Source organism: Paraburkholderia kirstenboschensis (assembly GCF_032806925.1).
Taxonomy (GTDB): Bacteria; Pseudomonadota; Gammaproteobacteria; order Burkholderiales; family Burkholderiaceae; genus Paraburkholderia; species Paraburkholderia kirstenboschensis.
In genome coordinates this window covers 25,536-51,073 of sequence record NZ_CP136511.1, presented here as the reverse complement: position 1 = coordinate 51,073, position 25,538 = coordinate 25,536, and the positions used below count along the sequence as shown (strand labels likewise).

The window sequence follows — 25,538 nt, the reverse complement described above, 5'->3', positions numbered from 1 at the left end:
GCTCGGACATTGGGACGTCGGTTCCACGCAGGAAGCGGCCATTCGGTTCTCTGTACAGCTTGTGCCCGGGTGGCCTCTTGCGCTCCGGGCTGAACGCGCACGCCAAACCGCGCGTGCGCGTTCGCATTGCTAAAAACAGCTAGCGGAGTGCCAAGCGGCTCTTCCCGGCATCGAGCGCTAACGCGGCCCGTGACGTTGCTTTGCGCCGCCGCCAGCGCCGTGTTCCTTGCCGGCCTTCGTATGATTCGCCGCGTGCTGTCCGCTGCCCGGCTTGCCGCTGGGCGTCGTTGCGGGCTTGCCAGAGTTTGCTCCGGCCTTGGCGTCCTGCTCGGTGCGATTATCGGGGGGCGCGGTTTTCATGATTGATCCTCCATTCGCGCATGGCGCGGTAACGATCCAGTGACGTGCGAGCCGCACACGTCGCCTGTACAAAAAGAACAAGCGCCGCGTCGGGGGCTGCGCTTCGGTAAGTCACTTCGACGAAGACACGGCGAGCGTTTGCGCCAGCTCGGCTGCACGTTGCAAATGTTCCTTGCCAGTTGGCACACCTCGCGCCGCGAATGCCTTGACGTCCGGGTCCTCGCCCTCCGCGGCCTCGCTGGCGTAGAGAGAGTTACCCATCCGATGAATGTGCAGTTGCGAGATCACATATTCGCGATCGAATTGCATCCCGGACAAATGCGACAGCTCTGAGTAGAGCGTGTGATTCGCGGGGTCCATCGCTTTCACAAGTCGGACGTGCTTCGAGTCCGCGAGTTGAGTGAGTTCGGCGTTGATCCGCGTATGTTCGGCGACCATGTGCTCGCCGAACGAGCGGACTTCCGGCGAACTGCCTCGGGTCGCTGCCAATTGACTCAGGTCGATTTCGGCGGTTCCGACGCTCGCCGCCGTCAGCATGAACTGCTGATCCGTCGGCGCGACTTCGGCGCCAGACTGCATCAGGTGACATCCCGCTGCGGGGAGCGCGGTCGCACAACACAGCGCGACAAAGACGAAGAGCCGGCTTCGCGGCGCGTGGCGCGAGTTGCTGTGCGCCGGGGTTGAAGTGCAGCTAGCGCTGTCTATGCGATTCATTTCTGGCATCTCCCGGATGCAACCGCCTGCGATGCCTGGGCGGCGGTCGTTGCTCGTCGAAGGCGATGGCTGGCTTCCCTCGCCCGCTCGATACGCGGCGCCTGGCTGCAAGTCCACCTGCACGATTTGCCGAGCATGGTGTATGCCTGACGCGTACGGCGATCCCGTTGAGACGCGCCGCGCACGCAGCCCCGTTGAGCTTGGGCGTATTCCGTCTTGTACCAGATGTTGACCTCGCGCTGCGCCACCTCGAGACGGATTGCGGCACTGCCGGCGCTCAGCTGCCGTTCCGTGATTTGCTGCACGCCGCTCGTGGCGCAATCGGCGAGCGAGGCACCAACGGCGCAAGCAGCTCATACCGCGCCGGATCCATTCATTTTTTCAGCTGTAGCGCTAAGTCAAGGCGTCGCCGACAGCGGTCCCTTGGAACCGCGACGCCTCTGCGCGGCATGGCTATTGCGCGGGGAAGAACACGCACATAGAAGCGCGGTTCCCTCTTATCAGGAGCACATTCATGACCGAACCTGCTGAACACCTACTTGACTGGCTGCGCGACGCTCATGCAATGGAGCAGCAGGCGGAGCAGATGCTTCGCGCGCAGTCTGGAAGGCTCGAACACTATCCGGAACTGAAGGCACGTATTGATCAGCACCTGGAAGAAACGCTCGGCCAGCAAAAAATCGTCGCGGAATGCATTGAGCGTCTCGGCGGCTCGACGTCCGTCATAAAGGATCTGACCGGCAAGATCATGGCGTTTGGTCAAGCCGTAGGCGGCATGACGCAGACCGACGAAGTGGTGAAGGGCGCGAACATGAGCTATGTCTTCGAGAATCTGGAGATCGCATCCTACACGGCGCTCATCGCCGCCGCCGACCGTTGCGGTGATATGGCGACCAAGGCCGCGTGCGAACGTATCCTGCCACAGGAGCACGCGATGGCGCAGTGGCTGCTGGAACATATCCCGATGATCACCGCGCAGTATCTGGAGCGCTCTGCCGCAGGCATGCAGGCAAAGAAATAACAATCATGCGTGGCGCCCAATGGCAGGTGCGGTGATCCCGTTTCGAACCCGCGTGATTCGCACAGACGCGAGGCTTGATGACGACGCGCCGTCATCGCCGCAACAGGCCGGCGCGAAACTGCGCTGAGGCTCGCAGCAGCGACCGTAGTTCAACGCGCCCGCCATCCCGGCGGTCCGCGGGACGACGCAACTTGCGAGGCCTCCGGCGTCCGCCAGGGAGTTGTTCGGCTGACCACCAAAGTCCGGGCCATGCGGGGAACGCCAGACATGCGTACGCTGGATGCGCTCCGCTTTGCGCAGGGGTACCGACGGGTGCAAACCGCCTGGTCAAGAAGTACTGCGAGCGTCTAATTGAATCCTTTTACGTGGGAGCTAGTCATACCAACCGTCTCGCCAAATTGAACAGTCTCGGCGCGTCGAAATCCCGTTGACTGGATCACCGGTGTACTCGTTATTGCAGATGCGCCTATGTCAGCGGTCCTAATCGTCGACCCTCGTTGACAGTTACATACCAGATAAAAGCGCTGCGGGCGCCATCGGTCCAGGACGACCGATGCCGACAGCGCTTTTGATGGTCGGTCTCCGACGGGACGGCTCGGACTAACGACAGATTGTCGCCCGTCCGTTGCAGGTACGCTGGCGATTCTCCCGCGGGCTAGTGATGCGTTGGCACGATTCAAGCTTCATCCTCCACGCCAGGCTGTTCGTTGTAGGAGGAGGACGCAGTGACAAAGAGATCAGCCAGATCCCCGCGCTGCCCAGCGCCTAGCCAGAGGCAGCCCGTGCTCGCGGAGATCCAGAGACAGAAAATGGCGCGCTCGCCACACGCGTATGAACGGGGCACTGCCGCCCACTTTTATGCATGGGTGGAAAGCCGCTCCGCAGGGACGCTGCCGGACGGGCCGCCTGTATGGATCTGCGGTGACTGCCACGTCGGCAACCTGGGACCAGTCGCGGATGCCGACGGCGAGGTTGCCGTCCATGTCCGCGACCTCGATCAGACCGTGATCGGCAACCCGGTGCACGACCTGCTCCGTCTGGGCTTGTCATTGGCGACTGCCGCGCGCAGTTCCGATTTGCCAGGGGTAATCACCAGCCACATAGCGGGCGCATTGCTCGACGGGTACGAACAGGCGTTCGACGACTCGCGCAGTGACGAGACAAGTCGCACACATCGGCCGAAAGTCGTGAGGATCGCCATGGAAGAAGCGCTGCACCGCTCGCGGCGTCAGCTCGCACGGCAGAACATCGACCATGTCAAACCCTTTATCCCGCTCGGTAAGCGCTTCTGGCCATTGTCAGACAACGAGAAGCTGGCCATCCTGGCATTGCTGGAGTCCGAAAGTCCAACGCTCATTCGCACCGTGCTGAGTAAGAAGCTGAACGCAGAACCTGCGATACGTGTCCTCGACAGTGCGTACTGGGTGAAGGGGTGTAGTTCTCTCGGCCGGCGCCGCTTTGCGGTGCTGCTTGACGTCGGCGGCGCCTGTTCTGCTGGCGGCCCGCCATGCCTTATCGACATCAAGGAAGCGGTTGAGGCCATGGCGCCGATAGCTACCAGGCATCATATGCCTCGTGACAATGAAAGACGGGTGGTTGAAGGTGCGCGGCACTTAACGCCCTCACTCGGCGACCGCATGATGCCGGCGCGGCTTGACGGCTGCGCCGTGGTCGTGCGCGAGCTAATGCCTCAGGATCTGAAGTTCGCGGCAGAACGGCTTTCCGAGTTAGACGCCGTCCGATCAGCACATTTTCTCGCCATTGTTATCGGTCAGGCGCACGCGCGACAGATGGATGCAGGCACTCGCAAAGCGTGGCTCGCGCAACTGCGAATGCGCCGGCAAAAATCTTCCGATGCGCCATCGTGGCTGTGGCAGAGCATCGTGGAATTGCTGGTGAAGCACGAAGCAGAATATCTCGAACATTGCCGGCGCTATGCCCTTAAGAGACCGTTGTCGTAAGCGGGAAACCAGGAGCAACAACGCGCTTGCCAGTTGCCGACGTTCTCGTTGCAACGGACTCTCGAACTTTTCCCGAATCACCAGCATGCCCGGAAAAAAATGGCCTGCCGAAGGCAGGCCGCACGCCTTGAGGGGCGCTAACCGGTGCGAGGGAGCCGCCGCGCACCGTTCCCATCGCGCTGATTCAAGCTCAGCCCGAGTAAGATCTTCGGGTGGCGACCCACTTCATCGGCCATCCGCAGTTTGCTCCCAGAGCTGACACTGCGCCTGACGAAGGCGCCGATAGTCTGCTCGTTTGCGACAGGTCGCTCCAACCTCCACCTCGAGAACGGCTAATCCGTCCGTCGATCTGATGAGTGCTTCCGCCTGGACGATCCCAGAGGGGGTAAGCGAAACCAGTGTCAGCCGCACCACGACGGGCTCACTCAAGACGTCCTTACCGTTTCGCATCGTCGCGGCCCTCAGCAGACCGCGACACATAGGCGGCGACAGTATCCGGAAGGCGCTCCAGCAGCCACCGCCCCATCTCGACTTCCCGAGGAAGGATCTGCTCACAGATCCTCCTGGTTTCATCGTCGCCCGCGGCGTGCGCCGCAGCGATCAGCGCAGTATACGCGGCGACTTCAGTGTGTTCGAACACAAATCCCCTCATCGCGCCTTTCACAACCTCATCGCTCATGGTCATTCCGCCGACCGCGTGACCGAAGGCAACTATCTCGCCCGTCATGCCCTTGATCAGCGATGGGCCGGTGCCAAGGCGCGTCAGGCAATGCTCAAGCAATGCCTGCTGCTCCAACGTTTCTTGCAGATGCTGCTCAATACGTGCGTGGACATCGGGGCAGTTTTCCAGACGCGACGCCTGAGCCTCGAGCATTGTCTCGGCCTGCTTTTCCAGCGCATACGCGTCGCGCAACCAGTCCATGAGATGTGCCTTGGGGTTTGCCATGGGGACCTCTCACAACCGCATCGCGCGGCCTGCGCGCTCTGGCTCCGGCCAGCGCTTCCGAAAAGCGCGCAACGGCCGTTCCTGCCTACCTACGGCAGCCCGGTAGGCAAGCGTATGAGAATGCTTATCGCAAATATGGCTGTGCGCGAAGCGTCGCGGTATTCGGAAAAGGCGCCCGTCGGCCTGGCGGAGTGCCACGGGGTCAACCACTGATTACACTTTCCCTGTAAAACGTACGTTACCGCGTGCGTCGCCTTCCGTGACGCACTCATGCACTGCGCCAAGACCCATGTACCGGCCAGGTTGTAATCATCGCTCATACGGCACTGGGCGAAACCGAGGTGCGCCGCCACCAGGTTATGGGCGACGAATTCGACGGCTATGCGCAGAAAGGGTGGCCGCCGGCCCAATTACTCGTGCTGGTCCGGATCCTTGCAGCCTGAGCTGGCGCAATGCAGCAATTGAGATATCAGGCTGGTGCGTAGAATTGACGGAAAAATGCAGCGTGTGTTCACGCGGTCCAGTCTACTGCGGCGGCCGGCGCTATAAGCTTATTGGAGATAGCAATGGGCCTTTCCGACTTTATCGAAGCTGACCTTCGCGGCCCGATCGAGGACTGGGCCGACTGTGCGCTTGCGTTCACCCAGGAGGATAGTCAGCTCACGCGGCGCAAGCTGCGCAATTCGGCGGCGGACATCCTGATGTCGGTTGCGGCGGATATGCGTGAGGCGCAAATCCCGGCGCAGCAACAGACCAAATCGCGCGGCGAGAAGGATACTGAACACTCGGCTTTCAGCGATGTCGCGCATCGGCATGCTGACGATCGCCTGTCCCACGGTTTCAACATCAACGATGTGGTTTCCGAATTCCGTGCGCTGCGCGCTACAGTGTTGCGTCGCTGGCAAAAGACGTCACCGAGCGGGGCCACTGCGTTCCAGGAGATGATCCGTTTCAAGGAGGCGATCGATCAGGTGCTGGCCGAATCGGTACGGCACTATGCATGGCGCACCGAGCGTATCCGTGACCTGTTTGCAGGGGTGCTGGCCCACGACCTGCGCTCTCCGCTGGGCGCGATTCTGAACTCGGGTGAGGTGCTGCTGCATGACGACAATCTGTCTCCGGCCGGCGTGAAGGCGGTGGCCTTCGTCCAGCGGGGCGCGATGCGGATGAAGCAGATGATCGACGATCTGCTCATTTTTACACGCACGCGCCTAGGTGACGCACTGCCAGTCAGCTTCACACCGCAGGACATGGGGCGAGTCTGCAACGATGCGATCGACGAAGTGCGCGCTTCATTTCCCAACGCGCAGATTGAACTGCGCCTTAAGGGCGAACTCCGAGGCAGATGGGACGGCAGCCGGCTCGGGCAACTGGTGGTCAATCTGGTGACGAATGCGGTTCGCTACGGATCCGAAACTGTTGTCGTCGAAGCCGGCGCTTTCGATGGACAGATCACGCTCGCGGTGTCCAACGAGGGCGACCCCATCCCGGAGCAGGCCCTATCCACGCTGTTCGACCCGCTGACACGCGCGCGCATGCCCAACCGAAGCGGGACCGCTGCAGGTGGGCCTGGGCCTGTACATCTGCCGCTCCATTGCCCGCGCGCATCAGGGAACAATCGGCGTTACCTCGTCCCGAAGCGGAACCTGCTTCACCGTGTGCCTGCCGTGTTCGCCAGCATGATGCCGACCCCCGTACGATGTTGTCGATGCCGCAGAGGAGGAGAGCTTCTTTTAAAACGCTCGTTCGTTCAGTCCTTATTAGCGCGGCCACGTCAATAAAGTGACGCTCGTACCTCCGCTGTGGCACAAATGCTTCCTCGCGGACTAACGTCAAAGTTTCTCCGGGCGCTGCGACGTTCTAAATGAACGCGGCACCGGGCGACTTGCCGGCGCCAGCTTGCGATGCCAGTTCGGCCGCGCGAACTCGAACACGCGAGTAAAGCTTGCCAAGTGGCCCGGTTGGAGTGACGGGTCCGCGCGTTTCCTGGGAAAATGCATTAAAAGCGGCCGCTCGTTTCTAACGCCCATGCAGCTGGAGGCGCAGATTCGCAACGCCCGGCGCCGTATTGGGAGCACAGTTGGAGCAATCCGGGGACGCTGTCTGCTGGGACAGTCGTGAACCAGCTCCTCATCGGACGCTGGACGCCTTCGTCGGACAATGCGTCGTAGGGGTAAGCGGCATCTCTCAAATTCACTGCCAGCCTTTCCATTGCGCATCTCAAAAGAGCGGACCGCTCGCTCGAGGGGTGCAATCGGCACAAGACCTTCATAACCCGATTGCGCTCTCTCGCTAAACGCGCCGAAAGCAGGAGCATCTGCTGGAAAACGAAGAACAGCGGCGCGCGGGAGTCCTCGGGGAGCCGGGTAAGAAGCGGGAGAAGGGGCCTAGGCCCGGTCATGTTCGCCGCGCCGACCATCACGCAGGCAAGGCGTGCCCACTCACGCTTCGAAAGACCGAGCACCGCGCCCTCCGCGCTTCCCGACGCCAGTTCAACGACCTCTGTGAAGCCCTTCGCTCCCTTGGCCCGATTCGCTTTGACGCACATCACCATAAGGTTGCCGGGCGCATAGGCGCCATCATTGTTGATCCTATCGACCGACCAGTCACTTTCGGCCAAGGCAGCATGTGTCATGGCGATCAATGTGATAGGACACATCGCGCAGTCGATCCTTTTTAGGTAGGCAGGAGTGACTTCCTGGTCGAGAATGCGGCGGCGCCGAAATGCGTTCAGACGAAGTTGCAACCATTTCGACACGAAGCGACCGGGAACATGCTGCGGAACTCGAAAATGCTCACGTCCCGCACGGTATCCAGCAAGTACACTTCGCTCGCTGGACGCGCGGTCCAATCCACGGCCGAATCGAGCGAAATCCCAACCGATGTCAAATCCGGTTTCCGCAACGTTGACAGCTTGCATCGCGCTGCCCCCCGCGACTAGTCCGCCCCGGAACAAACGCATGCGTTCTCGCGGGCCCCCGTGATGATGACATTTTTTTCTGTCGATAGCTGGTCTTAGACCTGAGCAGTAACCGTGCCCCGCCCTCGCGGAACCTCAAAGTTCGTGTCCAACTCTTGGGGGTCAGTCCAAATCCGGTGCGGTTCAGTCCAGCTTTCCCGTTGCCGGTCGTATCAGCGTTCGCCTCTGCCTGTTACTGGCTACACCAACGTCTTACCCGCTTTTGGCCCGCCCCACCCCGCCTCGTCTCGCCTCGTTCGTCAATTAGAAGCAGGAAGAAAGAATATCCTGAACGAGCGCGATTGCGACCTATGCCTGCGCCGGCGTGACCGGGAGCTTTTCAGCTGTCCCCGACGTCTCGTCGGCGGCGGCACCGCTATCGCTCGGTATGGCATCCGACCCTGCGCTCATGCGTTCAATCGCATCGGCGATTTCAGCGGGGATCGCATAGTGCACCATGTGGCCCGCCCCGGGCGCTATGAGGAGCGTGCTTTGAGCGATCGCCCGATGCAGTCGGACCGAGTTTGCTTGGGGGGCAATGATCTTGTCATCCGCCCCCGCAAAGATGCTTACCGGCATCTTGAGGTCCGAATAACGGGCACTTAACTGTGCGGCAGCCGGGATCATGAACGCGGCATCCTCGGCCTCCGCCCTGATCTGCACTGGACGGAGCACCATCTCACGAGCGACAGATTTGAAAAAGCCATATGGAATGGGCGCCGGGGCGAACATTGCTTGCACCGTGCGCTTGAACAGGAGGCGGCCGCTCACCGGCGAAACCGTGTACCGCATGACGTCACCGAGGATGGGAAGCGCTGCCGGCGCAGCTAGCGCTACATCAGCGCGGGCGGTCGCATAGTAATAACCGGAAATCAGCACGAGGCCGCGCAGGTCTGCGGCGTCGCCGACCGCCATGTTCAGTGCGACCATAGTGCCCCAGGAATGTCCGAGTACGACCGGTTGCTTTACGCCGAGCTGCGTGAGCGCCTGCTGTATCACTGCGGCTTGGGCCTGCGCGGTCCACAGCCGGTCGCGTGGCCGCCCGCTGAATCCGAAGCCGGGGCGGTCAAACGCGATCACGCGGTGCCGCTGGGCTAGCCGGTCGATCAACCCGCTGGCGATAAAGTCTTGCAGCAGCACAGCGTTTCCATGCAGAAGCACAACGGCGGGCCCTTCGCCCTTTTCGATGTAATGAAGCGGCACACCGTCGACTTTGACAAAACGGCCGGCTGGCGGATTCGCGTTCGGCTTTGCGGGCACGATGTCGAACCCACAGTGCGCCGACGGCGGCGGTTGCAACAGCCGCGAGAGTTCCAATGGTTTTGCGGGGTACGGGAATTTTTTTGAAAGAGCGGCCCATGACTTCTCCAGTAGTGGCCACCGGCGGAAGCCGATCCGCTTCAGGAGAGGATCAGCCCGCTGCCGCAGCCTGTAAGTGCTCGATGACCTGGTCCCCGAGGATTAGCACTTCCAGGATCGGGTCCCTGCCTTCCGCGCAACGACTATGCCGCGACCTGGCATCAGGGCAGCCGAAGCATCGAATCGACCATGCCGGTTGACGGGCGGCCGGATAACCGGGCTCAAGCTGATGGGCCGTCCGCGCAGCGTTACCTCGACGCGCGGCACATGCGCCAGATGCGTTTGTCCGTGCCGTTGATGAAATGACGTATCCGCGGTAATCGGCTTCCAGAGACGGCTCGTTTGTGTATTGCGGGTCTTCCATATCGCTCTCCAGCAGAGCCGCCGGGCGGACCGCTCGTTGATATGAAGCAAGCTCCGTACCGCTCTCGCGTCGTCTGAAGGCAGCACGTACAGTACCGTATCCGGACTAAAGAACGGGTTACTGCGCATTGTGAAGGCAATTCACATAACAGCAGTGCAGGAGCTCGCTGTCACTTACGGTTTCGTGCCGTCCTCCACAATGTCGCTGGCGCTCTCAAGGCTACCTGATTAAAGCGGCCCGCCCTGAATCTGAAGGGGTTTCAGAACGCCGAAATAACAGAGGGCAAGGCGCGCACAATCTGTTTTGCGCGGGCGGATCGCAGATTTCTCGCTGTGGCGTGAACGGGTTGCTGCGGAAGACGCGCATTGGACCGTGCGCTTCCGGGGCTTGCCCGGTATGCCCCCGCCTTACGGTTCGGGGTTCCTGGTGTCGGCCAGCACGACAGCGGCCCCGGCACGCTCGGCTGCCTGGCGCGCCTCGCTGCCAGTGCTGTAAGGTCCTATCTGCGCTACGCCATCGAATGGGTAAAGCAGCTTGCTGTCTCTCAATCTGACGACCTTAAGGGTACCAACGTACTCCCCGGCCGGAGTGCGCTGATAGCCGGGATAAATGCGGTAGCCGGAGCCAGGATCGGCGATGCCGTTCGTGGTCCCGGCGGCAACCGGAAATTGAAGACGTGGCCTTACCATGGTATGTCGTCTCCTTAGATGCGACTGCTTGCGTCCGCCAGGCCAGCACCAGTCTGTTGCGTTGCTGAACTGTCTGCGTGGCATCGTGAATGCAAATTGATGTGATGGCGTAGGCTCTCGGAATAACCCGTGGAACCAGTAGCAAACCCGTAACAGGACACCCGGCAGACCTTCTTCACTTCACGGTTTGTAGCGGCGTTGCGAAACCCTGCGACGCAGCGACGGTTTCTTTTCTGGCCAGCAGGCGCTTCGTAAGGTCGACAGGCGCCCCCTCCTCCGGGCCATGGGGGCGGCTCTATACAGAGCTGAGTTCACATGGAACGTTCTGATGCGTGCGCCCACCTACCAGTTTATCCGGAGGAGCACAGGAACGGGCGTTGCGCGCAACGTAGCGGCACCGGTACCAGCCGGAGCGCGCGGGCCGCACGTCATTGCGGTCGTGGAAGGTCGCACATGGCAAACCCCGGTGAACATCTCGTGGACTGGCTGCGCGACGCGTATGCGATGGAAAAGCAGGCCGAAGCAATGCTTAGGGCGCAGGCGTCCCGTCTGGAGGACTACTCCGACGTACGCATGCGCATTGAGCAGCATCTGCAGGAAAGCCTTGGTCAGCAGGCCTTACTCGGGGCCTGCCTGACGCGCCTTGGCACCAGTCCGTCGCTGATCAAGGGCATGGCAGGCGAGATGGTGGCCTTCGGTCAGGCTGTCAGCGGGATGACCATGACCGACGAGGTGGTAAAAGGCGCGATGAGTGAATACATGTTCGAACACACGGAGATCGCCGCCTACACTGCGTTGATCGCTGCGGCGCAAGCTGTGGGTGACCTCGAAACCAGGAAGATCTGTGAGCAGATCCTGCTTCAGGAAATCGAGATGGGGCGATGGCTGCTGGAGCACCTTCCCGATATTGTCAGCGCCTACATGTCCCGACCAGCAGACGCCCGCGACGATGCAAAACGGTAACGACATCGCAAATGAGCCGGTCGTGGTCCGGCTGACGCTGGTTTCGCTTACCCGCGCCGGAAGCCTCGAAGCGGAAGCAATGATCGGCTCGACGGGAGATGTAGTGGTGCTCAAGGTGGAGCATCTCGGGGACCTGTCCCAGTGCAGCACGCTGTCGGCACCTTCGTCAGGCGCAGTTTCACGTCTGGCTTACCGCCTCGCAGAGATCGGGGCAATTGTCGAAGTCAGGGTGCAGCGGTGCGGAGCCAATCTGCCCGGCGAACCCGGACGCAAAACAGGCGATGCGTAGCGCAGAACCCCGGGGAATGGGAGGGACGGCCGCAGCAGGTTTGTTTCTGTGCCGAAGGGTCTGAGACGGCACAGTGTCCGTCTGACCGGTGTACACGCAGATGAGTCGGTTGTCATTGGAGAGATATTCCTGCTGGCCTGAATTTTATCGTGATCTGGAACGGTGCGTCGGCGGCTCCCACCCACCGGTTAACGCGCCTCATGGCGGGCCGTTTTTTTGCGCTGGTGCGAGGCGCTCCAACAAAAGTTTGTGCTTCGGTACGCGATAAGGGGGCCCGGACACACGTTGTCACGCGTCCGCGTTATGCTTTCTTCGCTTTGACGTTGCCTGGTTTTCGGCGAATTCAATCAGCTCCAGGTCCGTCGAGTTCTCTTCCTCGAGCGTCTTACTGAGCAGAACCACCCAACGGCGAAGCGCAGCTGCTTCCCGATTGCGCAAAGGCTGCCGTATGCGGCGATTTCATAGTGCTCGACCTTCTGCGCTGCCGCAACGACGCCCGCGTCCAGTACGGGTCCCTTTTCAATCTCGTCGATCAGTTACTGTCCTTCCTCGATCAGCCCTTCCATCGCAACGCACTTCATTCTTTTCAGGCGGATGCCGCGGGACTCCACCCAGCTGGCCGATCCGTTCTACCTGTCCCTGGGTTTCTTCAAGGTGAGTCTTGAGTGCTTCGCTGAGTGTCGGATCCGACGCGGCGCGGGCAGGTTTGGCCAGCGCTTTCATCAGCTGTTTCTCCGCGCTGTAGATGTCGGAAAACACGTGAATGGGAAAATCGTCGACGGTTTTTAGTCGTGCATTTATCCTGGCGAATACGGCAGGCGCACGGTAAAGCGGGTTCCGCTTTCGGACGAGGTCACACCTATTGTTCCCTGATGCGCGCACGCAATGCAGCGACAGATGTACAGGCCCAGGCCCATGCCCGCGGCCCTCCCGCTCCGGTTGGGTGTGCGCGCGCGCGTCAGCGGATCGAACAGCGTGGCCAAGGCATGCTCCGGGATCGGGTTGCCCTCGTTGGAGACGACAAGTGTCATCTGTCCGTCCTGAGCACCCGCTTCCACGACAACACGCCCCGAACCGTAGCGAATCGCGTTCGTCAGCAGGTTGACCACCAGTTGCCCGAGCCGGCTGCCGTCCCACCTGCCCCTGAGTTCGCCTGCCAGGCGCAGTTCGATCTGCGCATCGGGAAATGAAGCGCGCACTTCGTCTATCGCGTCGTTGCAGATGCGCCCCATGTCTTGCGGTGAGAAGCTGACTGGCAGTGCGTCACCAAGGCGCGTGCGTGTGAAAATAAGCAGGTCGTCGATCATCTGCTTCATCCGTATCGCGCCTCGCTGGACGAAGGCCACCGCCTTCACGCCGGCGGGCGACAGATTATCGTCATGCAGCAGCACTTCCCCGGAGTTCAGGATCGCGCCCAGCGGAGAGCGCAGGTCGTGGGCCAGCACGCCGGCAAACAGGTCGCGGATACGCTCGGTCCGCCAGGCGTAATGCCGTACCGATTCAGCGAGCACCTGGTCGATCGCCTCATTGAACCGGATCATCTCCTGGAACGCTGCGGCGCCGCCGGGTGACGTTTCCTGCCAGCGGCGCAGCACTGTGGCGCGCAGCGCACGGAATTCCGCAACCACATCGTTGATGCTGAAGCCGTGGGACAGGCGATCATCCGCTGCTCATGCGCGACATGGTTGAAAGTGGAGTGTGGAGCATCTTTGTCGCCGCGCGACCTGGTTTCCTGCTGCGCCGGGCTTTGCGCCTTACGCATGTTCGCCGCGACCGCCATCAGGATATCCGCCGCCGAATTGCGCAACTGGCTCTCCCTTAGCTGACTGCCGTCCTGGCTGAGCACGCGCGCATAGTCCGTCCAGTCGTCGATCAGGCCGCGAAGCTCAGCTTCGATGAAGTCGGCAAGGCCCATCGCTATCTCCAACAGATAAGTTGAGTGCTGCTGTCGTGAACGTGCATGGCAAAGCCGCCCGGGAGATGAAGGTGGAACACCGACCGGCGCCCCGCCCGGCGCGGTAGACCGGGTCTCGTGAACAATCCGCATTGCCGTCGCGATTGTACGCGCGAACCCGATACCTCAATTCCGGCACTGCGCAAGTCCAGGTTGCGGATCCGAACCAGCGCGAGCAGCAGGACCGGCGGCTGGCCTTTCTGCGCATAGCCGTCGAATTCGTCGCCGGTGACCTGGTGGCGGCGCACCTCGCTTTCGTCCAGCGCCGTATGGCCGCATGAATGAAAACCTTCCGTGCGCGACATGGAGCATGGGACGTACCAGCATGAGCGGTGCCGACGGTGCACAATGCGCAGCGGCAGGGAATCGCGCGCTCTGAGCCGGGCGATTGAGGAGAGTTTGTCCAGGATCCGAGGACGGGCCAAACGCAAGGGCCTGCCAGAATCGCGCCAGTGCGCCCGTCAGGTCAGCGTCCGTCTACACAAGGGTGACCGGCACCCGCCCGGGCCACCGCTGCGCCGGCCTGGCTCCTGCTGGACCGGGCGCCAGTGATCCGGGATGTGCTTGTCGCTCAGATGCCAGACCCGGGCAACGCGCAGGGAATCACGGGATAGTCTCGCCCGAACCGTCAGTAACGCGTCGTCGCGGGGCATCGTTGGTCATGACCTTGGCCGCTTCCCGGTCGGCATGTCCGTGAGCACAGCTCACTCGGGCATTGACCACCAGCCCACGGTGGTTGCCGGTCAGCGTATGGCCCACGTGACGCCAATCGCTGGCAGCTCGGGCGTTGCTGACGCGAACGCCTCAGCGACGACATTCGGTGTGATCGAACTCAGGATCGGGAATGCGCGCTCGCCCCCTCATCCGGCCCAACCTTGTGCGAAACGTTTGGACAGTTTGCGTTCTCCGTGCCGCGTCGATGTGTGCATCAAAAATCTACGTGGCGGACCCGACTCAGTGTCATTCGAGCGGACACCGGTCTGTCTTCGGCAAATTCCGGTACGGTCGAGCGTCTTGTGTGTGAAAGCGAAGCGACGTCTATCAGTATGACTGTTTCAGCGCGGCGATGACTAGCGACGCAGCCGTTGACGTCCGACGGGGACTCGCCTAGTAAAAGTGATATCCAACATAGGTTCGAACCAGCTCTCAAACATCCCGACCAGCCGTCCGGCGCGTACGTGCTCCTCCGTGAGATCCTTCGGCAAATAGGCAGCCTGAATCTTCCCACAGCGGCATCGAGCATTTGATACGTCGAGCTAAATACGAGTTGCCCGTCGACGCCAACTTGCACCCCCTGATTGCCTTTGCGCAGAGATCAGGACATCAAGGATTCTCGAGTGGGAAGGCGAAAATGGGCGGGCTGAGACACGCCGAACGGAGCCGCGCCCCGAGTGGAATTCCGCTCTCGTGCGCCGTTGCAAAGGCAAACAGGGCGTTCAGATTTTCCCCAATCATTTATGCCCCTAATGCATAAGTGCATGACTCGTCAGACAACACGACCGGACGTAGTCATATTGCCGCGCAGTCCCGGATCGCAAGCTCGGGCGAATTGGTCCAGGCGCCGGCGCAAAGCGTTCTGCAAGGTGCTCACCGAGACGTGCTGTCGCCGACGGATCGACCGCGCCGGACAGGGACGAAGCGCAAACGCCGCAGCGCACGCATCTTCTCCAGCAATACACGGGGCGTTACCTGACGACGTCTGGGTATCCGGTCATCGCTCTGCAGGGGTTAACCAACTAGCGTCCGTGAGCGTGTGCCGTTGGAATCGCTTGCCTGGACCACGTTCATTCACGCTTCCGCAAATGAACGTCGAGCGGCCCGTTCGCGGATCAGCCGCTCGTATATCTCGACGTAAGCGCGCGCCATGCGCTTCGCGGTGAAGCGGCGCTCGAAGCTGTCGCGACACGCACGTCGGTCGATCTCTGAAAGACGCGCGATGGCATCGACGGCTTCGTCTTCGTCGCGCACGATGAAGCCGTTCACGCCATGCTCGACGATCTCCGGTACCGAGCCGCGCGAGAATGCGATGACGGGCGTGCCACACGCGAGCGCTTCGATCATCACGATGCCGAACGGCTCTGGCCAGTTGATGGGAAAGAGCAGCGCGCGGGCGCTGCCGAGTAGACGCTGCTTGCCGGCGTCGTCGAGTTCACCTTCAAAATCGGCGAAAGGCGCTTCAATGAGCGGCGCCACTTCCCGCTCGAAGTAAGACCGGTCGGCTTCATCGATCTTCGCAGCGATTTTCAGTGGCACTTTGGCACGCCGCGCAATTCGAATGGCGGCGTCCGGCCCCTTCGTCGGCGCGATTCTCCCGAGGAACGCCACATGGCCACCCGCATGCTCATGAAAGGGAAACAGCGTGGCGGGCATGCCATGCGGCACGTTGCCGGCCCAGGCGGCCCACGGCAGCGGCGCGCGCTGCGCATCCGAGACCGAGACAAGCGGCACGTCGCCAAAACGACGGTAAAGCGGTTCCAGACCCGGAATGTCGAGACGCCAGTGCAGCGTCGTGACATGCGCGGCAGTCAGCCGGCGCGTGTACGGAAAGCCCATGTAGTCAGTATGAAAGTGCACGATGTCGAAGCGTTCAGATGCCCGCACGACGTCTTCGAGCATCGCGAAGTGAAACGCCTGAGGATCGGCGGTGTCCTCAACGAGCCGCACCGCGCAAGCCGCGCCCGGCACCAGGTTGGCGCGTGTATGGGAATCCGCGCTGGCGAACAGCGTAACCTCGTGGCCCATCGAGACCAGCTCCTCGGTTAGCCAGGACACGACGCGCTCGATGCCGCCATAGCGGCGCGGTGGAACGCTTTCATAAAGCGTCGAAATTTGAGCAATGCGCATGTTGTCACGGGTCATAGCGAGTCACGAGGCTACTGCATTCGGCATGCCCGCGCTGATTTTTACGCGGGCTGCATGCGGCGAACGCGCTGCGCAGCGGGCGCGGCATGCGCCATGCTGCCTCGGGTTAAGCAGTGCGGCGAACGCGTGTGAGGCGTTGCGGTTCGAGAGGCGGACATGTCGACTGATGCAACCCTGACGATTCTGATGTACTTCGTCTTGCCGTTATGGCTCGCTGCGGGTTTCGCGGACTGGTTGTGCCATCGCGCGACCAATATCGAAGCGACGACCGGCGCAAAGGAATCCGTCATCCATCTGCTGATGTTCGCCGAGGTGGGACTGCCGCTCCTCGCCGCGATCTTTCTGGAGATCAACGCGGGTATCATCCTGTTGATGTTCGCCGCGTTTTTTCTGCACGAAGCCACCGCGCTCTGGGATGTCACCTACGCGGCAGGCGGACGCAAGGTGACGCCGCTTGAACAGCACATTCACAGCTTCCTCGAACTCGTGCCGCTCATGGCCATACTGCTTGTGGTTTCCCGACACTGGTCGCAGTTTCTCGCACTGTTGAGCTTCGGCGCAGAACCGGCGCGGTTCGACGTAACGGCGAAAAGTGAGTCGCTGCCCGTTGCCTATATCGCCACGCTGTTCGCGTTGATTCTGGTTTTCGAACTGCTGCCTTACGTTGAAGAGCTGTGGCGCGGATTACACGCGCGCCGACGTGGTCTTGCATCGGCGAAGGCGAGCGGCCGCAGCTCGTCTTGAAGTTCAGTTTCGTTCGAACCGTCGAACTGTGCGATCAATCCAGTTCGCGCGCTTGGCAACCGGATACGACCGAGTGCACTCAATGCGCCCGTCTGCAGATTGATCCGCACAGGGTTCCGCGCAACATCACGAAGACTTGTCTTCGCATGCCGAAGCGATGCAGCACGCCAGCAACGCTGGGGATGCAATCGCCCCTTGCAGGATGCAATCTGGCCGAACCGATCATTTTTCAGCGCCGTCTGTGCTAGAAGTCCACACGGCGACGCCTTTTGCGTTCATCTAATTTTTCTCCACCGCCAGCTGCGATAAGGGACTTGGCCCCGACTGCCGGGGATGCTGGGCAAAAAAAAGGCCCACTGTCGGCGGGCCGCACTCCTCGAGGCGCGCAAGCCGGTGCGCGGGAGCCGCCGACGCACCGGCCCCAAAATCGCGTTGGGTTCACCTGCTCGGGCCAGATGACATCCCCGGTGGCGCCTGCGCTAACCATCGCCTGTCTCATGACCCGGCGGGCCAGCTAGACCCTTGAGCCGCTGCACCCTGACCTCGACGATTGCGCCAATCCCGGCGAGACGGTAAGCCAGACGCGAAACCACGCGTGACGACGTCGCGGACAGCGTGCTGAAATGCGACAGCTCGCGAGGGCATTCTACGTCGAGAACCGATACACCTCTCGTCTGCCCAATCACCGCTTCGGCCTCAACAATCCCCGACCGGTTAAGCGAGACCAGCGCAAGCCGAATCACGACCGGCTCGTCGGCGATGTCACTATCGTTTCCCATCGTCGCGGCCATCCGCCGACCGCGACAGGTAGGCGGTGACGATGTGGGGGAGGTTCTCGATCCGCCATTGACCCATCTCAATTTCCTGCGGCAAGATCCGTTCACAGCAACGCACCGTTTCTTCATCGCCGACCGCCTGCGCGGCGGCAATCTGCGCCGTGTACGATGCCACTTCGGTCTGCTCGAAGACGTATCCGCTCATTGCGCCCTTGACGACTTCATCAGTCATCCTCATACCTCCGACGGCTTGCCCAAACGCCGCAATGCGACCGGTCAGATCTCTCATCGCAGAGGGACTGCTACCGAAGCGATCCAGGCAGCCTTGGAGCAGGAGCTGCCGTCCTGGTGTTTCCTGAAGGTGCATCGTCGATGCGCTGACGTAGTTCAGGATAGCTCTCAAGTCGGGAAGACTGCGTCTTAAGCATGCTTTTCCGCCTGTTTTTCCATCGCATACGCGTCGCGCAGCCAGTCCACGAGATGTTCGCTGGGGTTTGCCATTCTGAGCTCTCCACCGCATTGAACGTGCAGCAGGCGCGCCCTGGCCCGACACCAGTGCTGCAATGGCGCGCGCAAACGTTGTACCAGTCCCCATGTGCCGGTACTGCCCAAAGTGCCTGCATGAGCAGTACTGTCTAATTGAGGTGAAGTGCCCAAGCGGGGCGATCACACCATTCGGTCGTTAAAAAAGAACCTGATTGGCTCGGGCCGATCGTCGAGCCAGCGGCAACGGCAGATCAAAAGGTCGTTATACCTGGCGCAGTCGTCAGACCTACGTTAGTTCGTTAGTTCGTTAGTTCGTTAGTTCGACTGACAGCTGAGGCTTGACACCTGCCTTAGGCGCATGGACGAATAGTGAATCACAACACCGCTCAGCGTCCGACTTCGTTCGGCGTGGCATGACCCGTCATTCGCATTTGCCAGCAGTCGTGACGTTCAGGCGATGGCTTGCCCTGGAAAGCGGACCGTTGGGAGTGGATGTGATCACTGTGGTCGCGGGTGCCCGCATTGCGGGGTACGGGGCTTGCTCGCCTCGCAGGTATGCCGGTCGGCTGCACGACCAGTCACGGAGGCGTAGCTATGGAAGATTCAACACCTACGGACCTGGGCTTTCAGGAAACCGAATATCGCGGATACGCCATTTCATCAACGGCACAAAGAAGTCCGTCCGGCCAATGGGTTCCCTGCGTGGCCGTGACTCTGCGAGGAAGATCGATCAGCCTGAACCGCGAGCGGCCCGATCTGGCGCAGCCGACCAGGGAAGAGGCCATGCGCGAGGCGCTTGCGTGGGCCAGGCGCCTGATCGACCAGCGAGAGATACCCGTGTCCGAGATCGGTGACGCGCTGTTGAATGACCGTCGTTGAGCAGGTGGCCAACCGGTTCGCTTTATTTCGTACTTGCATGGTCAACGTCGCGATCGGGTCCCCTTCGTGACTTTCTCGGGCGGGGAGAAGTCGACCGCTCATAACGATGACTATATTGGGTGAAACATGGACCGCCTGCCGCTTTCGATTCTGAGGCCGACGCAGATCACAGTGGGGCTGGATTATGTCGAGGCAAAGGCGCTGATCACAGCACGTCATGCCGGGTCCAGGCTTGAGCCCTTCATGAGGGACCACGCGATCCATGTTGTCCTCGGGCCCGGCAAAGAACCGTACATCGTCGACCATCATCATTGGGCGCGTGCGTGGCATGACCTGGGATATCGCGATGCGCCTGTTACCGTTGTCGCAGATCTGCAGTGCCTGAGACACCGAAAGTTCAGGGCCAAAATGAAAGAAAATGGCTGGGTGCACCCGTTCGACCGAAAGGGAAGGCGTTGTGGAATCAGCGAACTCCCCTCGACCATCGCCGGCATGTCCGACGATCCGTATCATAGCCTTGCGGCATTTGCCCGCAGGGCGGGCGCCTATAGAAAGCCCCACAGTGCTTACGGCAGTTTTGTGTGGTCTGACTTCCTCGGGGCATGCGTACCGATTGCGGGTGCAGGACCTGGAGCGTTTTCCCTGGCTTTGTTACAGTCCATCGAGATCGCACGAAGCCGCGCTGCCCGCAAATTGCCAGGATATATCGGAAACGGATGCGGCTGATGCGGGCGGTACGCCGGACGAAGGATTGCCAGCGGTGGGCGCCCACCTCCCGCCGACCGGCCCGGTACCAACAGATTGGCTGCTGCCATTGCGTTAGCCAATGCCTTGATCGGGCATTGTAGCTGCCGACTCGATCGCCAATCGCCTGACCGCCTCGACGGCAGCTTCCAAAGGGGCGAGTTCGGCGCAAAACGCCGACGCGTCCGCGCTGTTTGTTGCCTCAGCGAGCGACAGCTGCTCCTGCACCAGCAGCAGCTTTTCTTCCAGGCGTCGAACCGCAGACCATAGTGCGTTCTCTGCGCCTGAGCGTTGCTCCGCCTCCAGCGACATGGCAGAAAATGCGTGGCCGGTATGGCAACGATACCTCAGTGGATACCCCGCGCCGATACGCCAGACAACCCCGCCGCAGTCTGGACAGGTCAGGCTCGTTCGTTGACCGAGTCGTTCCAGGTCGTCGGGAGAGGACTGACCGGTCTCGGCGATTTTCAGCTCCAGCGCTGCGCGCCCCCTTTCGTCCATGTCAAAGCCTTTGGGTAAGCGGTCTGTCAACGCTCTGACGATCGACGGCCCTATGTCCTCGATCGCAGCCACGACGTCCGGTGAAACAGCCTTAAGAGCGGCTTTTGGCATGTCGGGAGCAACACAGGTCGACGGATCCTGGATGATCGCATAGCCGCCGCAGGCATGGATTGCCTTCAGTCCCGCTGCGCCGTCATCCAGGTTCCCGGTGAGGACGACGCCGATGGCGCGGTCGCCATAGTTGACCGCGGCTGAACGGAAGAGCGGATCAGCGGCGGGACGCGTGAAGTTCTCCTTTGGCGCCGTCGACAGAATGATCCGGTCGTCGGCAAGCAGCATGTGCCGGTCAGGCGGGGCAACGTATACGGTCCCAGCGCTTATTGGTTCACCGTCCGAGGCGTGCCTGACCGGTAGACGGCTCGCTGCTGCAAGGAGCCTGGGAAGCTCGCTCGGCCACGCGCCGACGTGCATGACGATGAACATGCTCGCGGGAAAACCGGCAGGCAACGTTCGGACGATCGTTTTCAGTGCCTCAAGCCCGCCCAGTGACGCCGCCACGACAATGACGCGTCGTGCGTTGATCCTTTGGTCCATATATGGTCCTCCGCAGGAATAGCAGCAAGCGCCGAGCCTGTGCCGTTCGGCTGGCCGCGCGGCGTGTTGCGGCCTGCAGGGATCTCTGCGTATGGCTTTGGCGCGAACCTGAACCGCTTGACGAGAAGAAACGTCCGAGCCCTTGCTGCCGCATATCGGCGTAAACTAACTGATCCTATCTTCGCTGTGTCCGTCAAATGGAAAAATCAGATCATGCTGCGGGCGACCAGCCCGCAGCGCTTCGCGACGCTTCTGCACTCGACTTTCCGATTGTCGGGATCGGTGCATCGGCCGGCGGCATCCAGGCCTTGATCCGGTTTTTTGAGAACATGCCGCGCGACCCGGGCATGGCATTCGTGATTGTCCTTCATCTTTCGCCTTCGCACGAAAGCCAGGCCGACAACGTGCTGCAGCGCGTCACCCGGATGCCGGTCATGCAGGTGACCGAGGCCACGCCCATCGAGAAAAACCACGTTTATCTGATTTCTCCGGCGACTGCACTGTCGATGACCGATGGCTATCTGTCTGTGACGCCAGCCGCACGGGGACGCGGCGGGCCCGTCGCGATCGACCTGTTTTTTCGCAGCCTCGCTGAAGCACACGGTGAGCGTGCGATCAGCGTCGTTCTGTCAGGGTCGGGCAGCGACGGCACAGTCGGCATCGGTCGCATCAAGGAATGCGGCGGGATCACGCTGGCGCAGTCACCGGAGGATGCCGAGTACGCAGAGATGCCGGCCAACGCCATGGCAACCGGGCAGGTCGACATTGTGCTGCCCGTTGTCGACATGCCGCAAAAGCTGATCGAGTTAAGTGAGAACGCCCGTTCGATAAGTCTTCCGTCCGTCGACGTCGAGCCAGCGAGGACGTCAGGGGACGAGGCAGAACACGAAGCCGTTTCGGCAGAGCACGCGCTTCAACGAATCCTGAAGGCGTTGCGCGTCCGCACCGGCCACGACTTCCAGCACTACAAGCGCGCAACCGTATTGAGACGGATCGAGCGCCGTTTGCAGGTCAACAGCCTGCCTGACCTGCCTGCCTATCAGCGCTTTGTCGAAACGCATCCAGACGAAACAGGCGCGCTGCTTCGCGACATGCTGATCGGCGTGACGAACTTCTTTCGCGACCGTGAGGCGTTCGAAGCCGTTGAGCGCGAAGTCGTGCCGGCCATCATCGCGAACAAGGCGGAGGCTGATTCCGTTCGCGTGTGGGTCGCCGGATGCTCAACGGGTGAAGAGGCCTACTCGCTCGCCATGCTGTTCAGCGAGCGCACGGCGGAGGGCGCCGAGTTACCGAAGCTGCAGATCTTCGCAACGGACCTCGACCAGCAGGCGATAGAAGTCGCGCGCACTGGCAGCTACCCGGAGTCGGTTCTGACGGACATCCCGCCTTCACGCCTGCGGCGTTTCTTTACGCTCGGGCGCGGCCGATATGTGATCAACAAGGCGCTGCGCGAAGGCGTTCTGTTCGCGCCTCACAACGTGCTGCGCGATCCGCCTTTCTCGCATCTCCATCTGGTCTCGTGCCGCAACCTGCTGATCTATCTCGACCGGAGCGTGCAGCGTCAGGTGCTCGAAACGTTCCATTTTGCGCTTGAGCCGGGTGGCCTGCTGTTCCTGGGCAGCTCCGAGTCGGCGGACATCGCGGACGACCTTTTCAGCACTGTCGACAAGAAGAACCGGATATATCGGGCGAGGATACTGCCCACGAAGGTCCCGTCAATTTCGTCGCCCGCTGTGACCGGCAATCAGGCCGCCGCGCCGCGCCTGCTCGCGCCGGCGCCCATGCGCGACTCGGCAGGCCTGACTTTCACGAGCCTTCATCAGCAGGCCATCGAACGGTACGCACCGCCGAGCGTGCTGGTCGATCGCAACGCCGAGATCCTGCACATGTCCGACGACGTCGGGCGATTCCTGCGATACGTCGGTGGTGAGCCCTCGCACAATCTGCTCACGCTCATAAATCCCGATCTCGGCCTCGAGCTACGCACCGCGCTCTTTCAGGCGCTGCAAAACGGCAGGAGCGTCGACGCAGAGCGCGTGCGGTTCTCGCACGGCGCCACTCATTCCTATGTGAACATGACGGTTCGTCCGTTCAACGACGCAACCAACCCGGCTGATTTCTACACGATTTTTTTTGATGAAGTCGATGAGACGACTCGCCCGGACGAAGGAGTGCAGAATAACCCGGACCACAATCCGCTCGTCGCACATCTCGAGGGCGAATTGCACCGCACCAAGGAACTGCTGCAACTGAGTATTGAGCAATCCAATGCGTCGAACGAGGAGCTGAAGGCTTCGAACGAGGAACTGCAGGCCATCAACGAAGAGATGCGCTCTGCGACGGAGGAACTCGAAACCAGCAAGGAAGAGCTCCAGTCGGTCAACGAGGAGCTCATCACCGTCAATAGCGCACTTCAGGCCAAGGTCGAGGAAACGGCAAAGGCTAACGACGATTTGCAAAATCTCATTGCCTCGACGGGCATCGCCACGATTTTTGTCGACAGCGAGATGCGCATCAAGCGATTTACGGCAGCCGCTGTCGGATTGTTTAACCTGATCGAAACGGACATCGGTCGTTCGCTGTTCGACCTGACGCATCGCCTCGTCTATCCGGAGCTGGCCGCCGACGCGAGCGCTACTTTTCAAAGTCTGCAGATCACTCAGCGCGAGGTCAGCACGACGAGCGGCGAATGGTATCTGGTCCGGCTGCTGCCTTACCGTACCGCCGAAGACCGCATCGATGGCGCGGTGCTGACGCTGATTGACATCACGGAGCGGCGCCTGGCCCAGCAGGAGGTTCGCCAGGGAGAGGAACGCCTCAAGCTCGCCGCACTCGCTACCAACGACTATGCGATTATCGTACAGGATATGGACGGCAGGATCGTGAGCTGGAACAAGGGTGGACAGCGCGTGTTTGGTTATGACGAACAGGAGGTGCTCGGCAAGCCCGTCGATCTGATCTTCACGCCGGAGGATCGCGCGCAAAATGTGCCCCTGCGGGAACGGGAGACCGCTAAGGCGATTGGTCGTGCGGAGGATGAACGGTGGCATCAACGCAAAGATGGCCGGCGGATCTACTGCAGCGGCGTCATGACGACAATCGCCAGCGAAGGCTTCAGCGGATTGGCCAAGATCGTCCGTGACATGACCGACAGGAAGAGCGTGGAGAGTCAACAGCAGATGCAACTTGAACTGGAGCGAGCGACGCGTGCCCAGGCCGAATCCATCAATCGCCAGAAGGACGAGTTCTTTGCCGTACTGTCACATGAACTCAAGAATCCGCTAAACCTCATCCATGTGAAGGCCGAGCTGCTCAGTCGTGCGCCCGATGCAAGGAATATACCTCTGGTCCGGGATGCGGCGGAGGCCATCCAGCGCTCGGTGATCAGCCAGGCAAAGATCATCGACGATCTTCTCGACCTGTCCAGGGTGCGCACGGGAAAGCTCGCCCTGAACTTCGCCGACGTCGATCTGGCGGCCGCGATTCGCTCCGTCACGGAAGCTTGCGCTACGGATGCGGAAAATAGCGGCATCGCGTTGAGTACATCAGGGACCGACACCGCACTTGTCATTCAGGCTGATTCCGTGCGGGTCGAACAAATGCTATGGAATCTTCTTCGCAACGCGCTGAAATTCACCCCCCGCAGGGGCAGTGTCAGGGTTGCTCTATTCGAAGATGATCGCTTTGCCTGCATTGAAGTGAAAGACTCGGGCAAGGGCATTGCGCCGGAGTTCCTGCCCAAGGTCTTTGACATGTTCAGTCAGGCGGACGGGAGCGTCAAGCGGGACAGCGGCGGACTCGGAATTGGCCTGTCGCTTACGAAGCAACTGGCGGAAATGCATGGCGGGAGGATTGAAGGGGATTCGGCCGGGATCGGTCGGGGAGCCTGTTTCCGGTTATGGTTACCAAAGCATTCTCCTTTTGCCATGCGCTCAAAGTCGGCGGGTGTCGCCGACGCCAGCATCCTCAAGGGGCTAAGGGTCCTGCTGGTCGACGACTCGATCGAGGGCCTTCAGGCGTTCAGTGCGCTGCTTGAAATCGAGGGCGCCCATGTCACCGTCGAGTCCAGTGCGCAAAAGGCACTTGCTGTGGCCGGGGATCGCCAGTTCGATCTGATTCTGTCGGACATCGCCATGCCTGGCATGAGCGGGTATGACCTGATCGAGGCACTGCGCAAGCGGCCGAATATGGCCAAAGTTCCTGCCATAGCGTTGACGGGGTTCGGGCGAGATCAGGATGCTGCGCGGGCGTTGCGTGCCGGGTTCGATGCGCATCTGGGCAAACCGGTAACCTTGAGTGCGCTACTGCGTGTCATCGGAGCGACCATGCAGCAGCCATAGCAGCTGGGTACCACGACAGGGCGTTGTCTGGAG

23 protein-coding genes and 1 pseudogene are annotated in these 25,538 nt (G+C 61.1%); 9 read left to right on the top strand and 15 right to left on the bottom strand.

From position 1 onward, the window contains the following. Positions 1–177: 177 nt before the first annotated feature. Complete coding sequence (locus RW095_RS00265; RefSeq protein WP_317015761.1) at positions 178–360, bottom strand: hypothetical protein; 183 nt, start codon at positions 358–360, stop codon at positions 178–180. A gap of 111 nt (positions 361–471) precedes the next feature. Further along, positions 472–939, bottom strand: coding sequence for a DUF4142 domain-containing protein (locus RW095_RS00260; RefSeq protein ID WP_317015760.1), 468 nt, complete (start codon positions 937–939; stop codon positions 472–474). A 649-nt stretch (positions 940–1,588) separates the two neighbouring features. Between RW095_RS00260 and RW095_RS00255 the strand changes: the two genes are divergently transcribed. Together RW095_RS00255 and RW095_RS00250 are read left to right on the top strand one after the other, a co-directional pair. Next, the gene (locus RW095_RS00255; protein WP_317015759.1) at positions 1,589–2,095 is read left to right on the top strand and encodes a ferritin-like domain-containing protein; all 507 of its coding nucleotides are present in this window, start codon (positions 1,589–1,591) and stop codon (positions 2,093–2,095) included. Positions 2,096–2,820: 725 nt separating this feature from the next. After that, complete coding sequence (locus RW095_RS00250; RefSeq protein WP_317015758.1) at positions 2,821–4,056, top strand: DUF2252 family protein; 1,236 nt, start codon at positions 2,821–2,823, stop codon at positions 4,054–4,056. Between the two features lie 436 nt (positions 4,057–4,492). Here RW095_RS00250 and RW095_RS00245 read toward each other — a convergent pair whose 3' ends face one another. Then, positions 4,493–5,002: a ferritin-like domain-containing protein gene (locus RW095_RS00245; protein ID WP_317015756.1), complete on the bottom strand. Its 510-nt coding sequence runs from the start codon at positions 5,000–5,002 to the stop codon at positions 4,493–4,495. Positions 5,003–5,568: 566 nt separating this feature from the next. Here RW095_RS00245 and RW095_RS00240 point away from each other — a divergent pair. Beyond that, positions 5,569–6,783 carry a sensor histidine kinase gene (locus RW095_RS00240; protein ID WP_449406530.1) on the top strand — a complete coding sequence of 405 codons (1,215 nt, stop codon included), beginning with the start codon at positions 5,569–5,571 and terminating at the stop codon, positions 6,781–6,783. A gap of 218 nt (positions 6,784–7,001) precedes the next feature. Here RW095_RS00240 and RW095_RS00230 read toward each other — a convergent pair whose 3' ends face one another. The 3 genes from RW095_RS00230 to RW095_RS00220 all read right to left on the bottom strand — a co-directional run bounded on the left by RW095_RS00230 (position 7,002) and on the right by RW095_RS00220 (position 10,373). Beyond that, positions 7,002–7,922, bottom strand: coding sequence for a hypothetical protein (locus RW095_RS00230; RefSeq protein ID WP_317015755.1), 921 nt, complete (start codon positions 7,920–7,922; stop codon positions 7,002–7,004). A gap of 348 nt (positions 7,923–8,270) precedes the next feature. After that, positions 8,271–9,101, bottom strand: a complete 831-nt coding sequence (locus RW095_RS00225; RefSeq protein WP_317016665.1) for an alpha/beta fold hydrolase — start codon at positions 9,099–9,101, stop codon at positions 8,271–8,273. A gap of 990 nt (positions 9,102–10,091) precedes the next feature. Then, complete coding sequence (locus RW095_RS00220; RefSeq protein WP_317015754.1) at positions 10,092–10,373, bottom strand: DUF6723 family protein; 282 nt, start codon at positions 10,371–10,373, stop codon at positions 10,092–10,094. A gap of 453 nt (positions 10,374–10,826) precedes the next feature. On the opposite strand from RW095_RS00220, the gene RW095_RS00215 reads away from it, so the two are divergent. Continuing rightward, positions 10,827–11,336, top strand: a complete 510-nt coding sequence (locus RW095_RS00215; protein WP_317015752.1) for a ferritin-like domain-containing protein — start codon at positions 10,827–10,829, stop codon at positions 11,334–11,336. Then, positions 11,323–11,625 (top strand): hypothetical protein, encoded by a 303-nt coding sequence (locus tag RW095_RS00210; protein WP_317015751.1) that lies wholly within the window; start codon positions 11,323–11,325, stop codon positions 11,623–11,625. The genes RW095_RS00215 and RW095_RS00210 overlap by 14 nt, the downstream gene beginning before the upstream one ends. Before the next feature lie 288 nt (positions 11,626–11,913). On the opposite strand, the pseudogene RW095_RS00205 reads toward RW095_RS00210, so the two are convergent. The 5 genes and pseudogenes from RW095_RS00205 to RW095_RS00180 form a co-directional block, all read right to left on the bottom strand. Next, a pseudogene (locus RW095_RS00205) lies at positions 11,914–12,426 on the bottom strand (YciE/YciF ferroxidase family protein). Next, on the bottom strand, positions 12,423–13,253 hold the full coding sequence (locus RW095_RS00200; RefSeq protein WP_317015749.1) for a sensor histidine kinase: 831 nt from the start codon (positions 13,251–13,253) through the stop codon (positions 12,423–12,425). Before RW095_RS00200 ends, RW095_RS00205 begins: the two are co-directional and overlap by 4 nt. After that, the gene (locus tag RW095_RS00195) at positions 13,163–13,540 is read right to left on the bottom strand and encodes a hypothetical protein (RefSeq protein ID WP_317015748.1); all 378 of its coding nucleotides are present in this window, start codon (positions 13,538–13,540) and stop codon (positions 13,163–13,165) included. Before RW095_RS00195 ends, RW095_RS00200 begins: the two co-directional genes overlap by 91 nt. A gap of 2 nt (positions 13,541–13,542) precedes the next feature. After that, positions 13,543–13,884, bottom strand: a complete 342-nt coding sequence (locus RW095_RS00190; protein ID WP_317015746.1) for a hypothetical protein — start codon at positions 13,882–13,884, stop codon at positions 13,543–13,545. A gap of 1,483 nt (positions 13,885–15,367) precedes the next feature. Further along, a complete protein-coding gene (locus RW095_RS00180) occupies positions 15,368–16,423 on the bottom strand; it encodes a glycosyltransferase family 4 protein (RefSeq protein ID WP_317015745.1) in 1,056 nt (351 codons plus the stop codon). A gap of 174 nt (positions 16,424–16,597) precedes the next feature. On the opposite strand from RW095_RS00180, the gene RW095_RS00175 reads away from it, so the two are divergent. Then, positions 16,598–17,185 carry a diguanylate cyclase gene (locus tag RW095_RS00175; RefSeq protein WP_317015743.1) on the top strand — a complete coding sequence of 196 codons (588 nt, stop codon included), beginning with the start codon at positions 16,598–16,600 and terminating at the stop codon, positions 17,183–17,185. Between the two features lie 479 nt (positions 17,186–17,664). Here the strand turns inward: RW095_RS00175 and RW095_RS00170 are convergent, their stop codons facing one another. Then, the gene (locus tag RW095_RS00170; protein WP_317015742.1) at positions 17,665–17,964 is read right to left on the bottom strand and encodes a hypothetical protein; all 300 of its coding nucleotides are present in this window, start codon (positions 17,962–17,964) and stop codon (positions 17,665–17,667) included. After that, positions 17,951–18,328 carry a DUF892 family protein gene (locus RW095_RS00165; RefSeq protein WP_317016664.1) on the bottom strand — a complete coding sequence of 126 codons (378 nt, stop codon included), beginning with the start codon at positions 18,326–18,328 and terminating at the stop codon, positions 17,951–17,953. The genes RW095_RS00170 and RW095_RS00165 overlap by 14 nt, the downstream gene beginning before the upstream one ends. Positions 18,329–19,041: 713 nt before the next feature. On the opposite strand from RW095_RS00165, the gene RW095_RS00160 reads away from it, so the two are divergent. Continuing rightward, a complete protein-coding gene (locus RW095_RS00160) occupies positions 19,042–19,326 on the top strand; it encodes a DUF6566 family protein (protein ID WP_317015741.1) in 285 nt (94 codons plus the stop codon). Between the two features lie 126 nt (positions 19,327–19,452). Then, positions 19,453–20,052 carry a ParB/Srx family N-terminal domain-containing protein gene (locus RW095_RS00155; protein ID WP_317015740.1) on the top strand — a complete coding sequence of 200 codons (600 nt, stop codon included), beginning with the start codon at positions 19,453–19,455 and terminating at the stop codon, positions 20,050–20,052. A gap of 93 nt (positions 20,053–20,145) precedes the next feature. On the opposite strand, the gene RW095_RS00150 is transcribed toward RW095_RS00155, so the two are convergent. Both RW095_RS00150 and RW095_RS00145 read right to left on the bottom strand, forming a co-directional pair. Next, positions 20,146–21,165, bottom strand: coding sequence for a chemotaxis protein CheB (locus tag RW095_RS00150; protein WP_317015739.1), 1,020 nt, complete (start codon positions 21,163–21,165; stop codon positions 20,146–20,148). A gap of 206 nt (positions 21,166–21,371) precedes the next feature. Continuing rightward, a complete protein-coding gene (locus tag RW095_RS00145) occupies positions 21,372–21,536 on the bottom strand; it encodes a hypothetical protein (protein ID WP_317016782.1) in 165 nt (54 codons plus the stop codon). On the opposite strand from RW095_RS00145, the gene RW095_RS00140 reads away from it, so the two are divergent. After that, positions 21,495–25,505, top strand: coding sequence for a CheR family methyltransferase (locus tag RW095_RS00140; protein WP_317016663.1), 4,011 nt, complete (start codon positions 21,495–21,497; stop codon positions 25,503–25,505). The two genes, RW095_RS00145 and RW095_RS00140, sit on opposite strands and share 42 nt — an antisense overlap. The last annotated feature ends 33 nt before the right edge of the window (positions 25,506–25,538 follow it).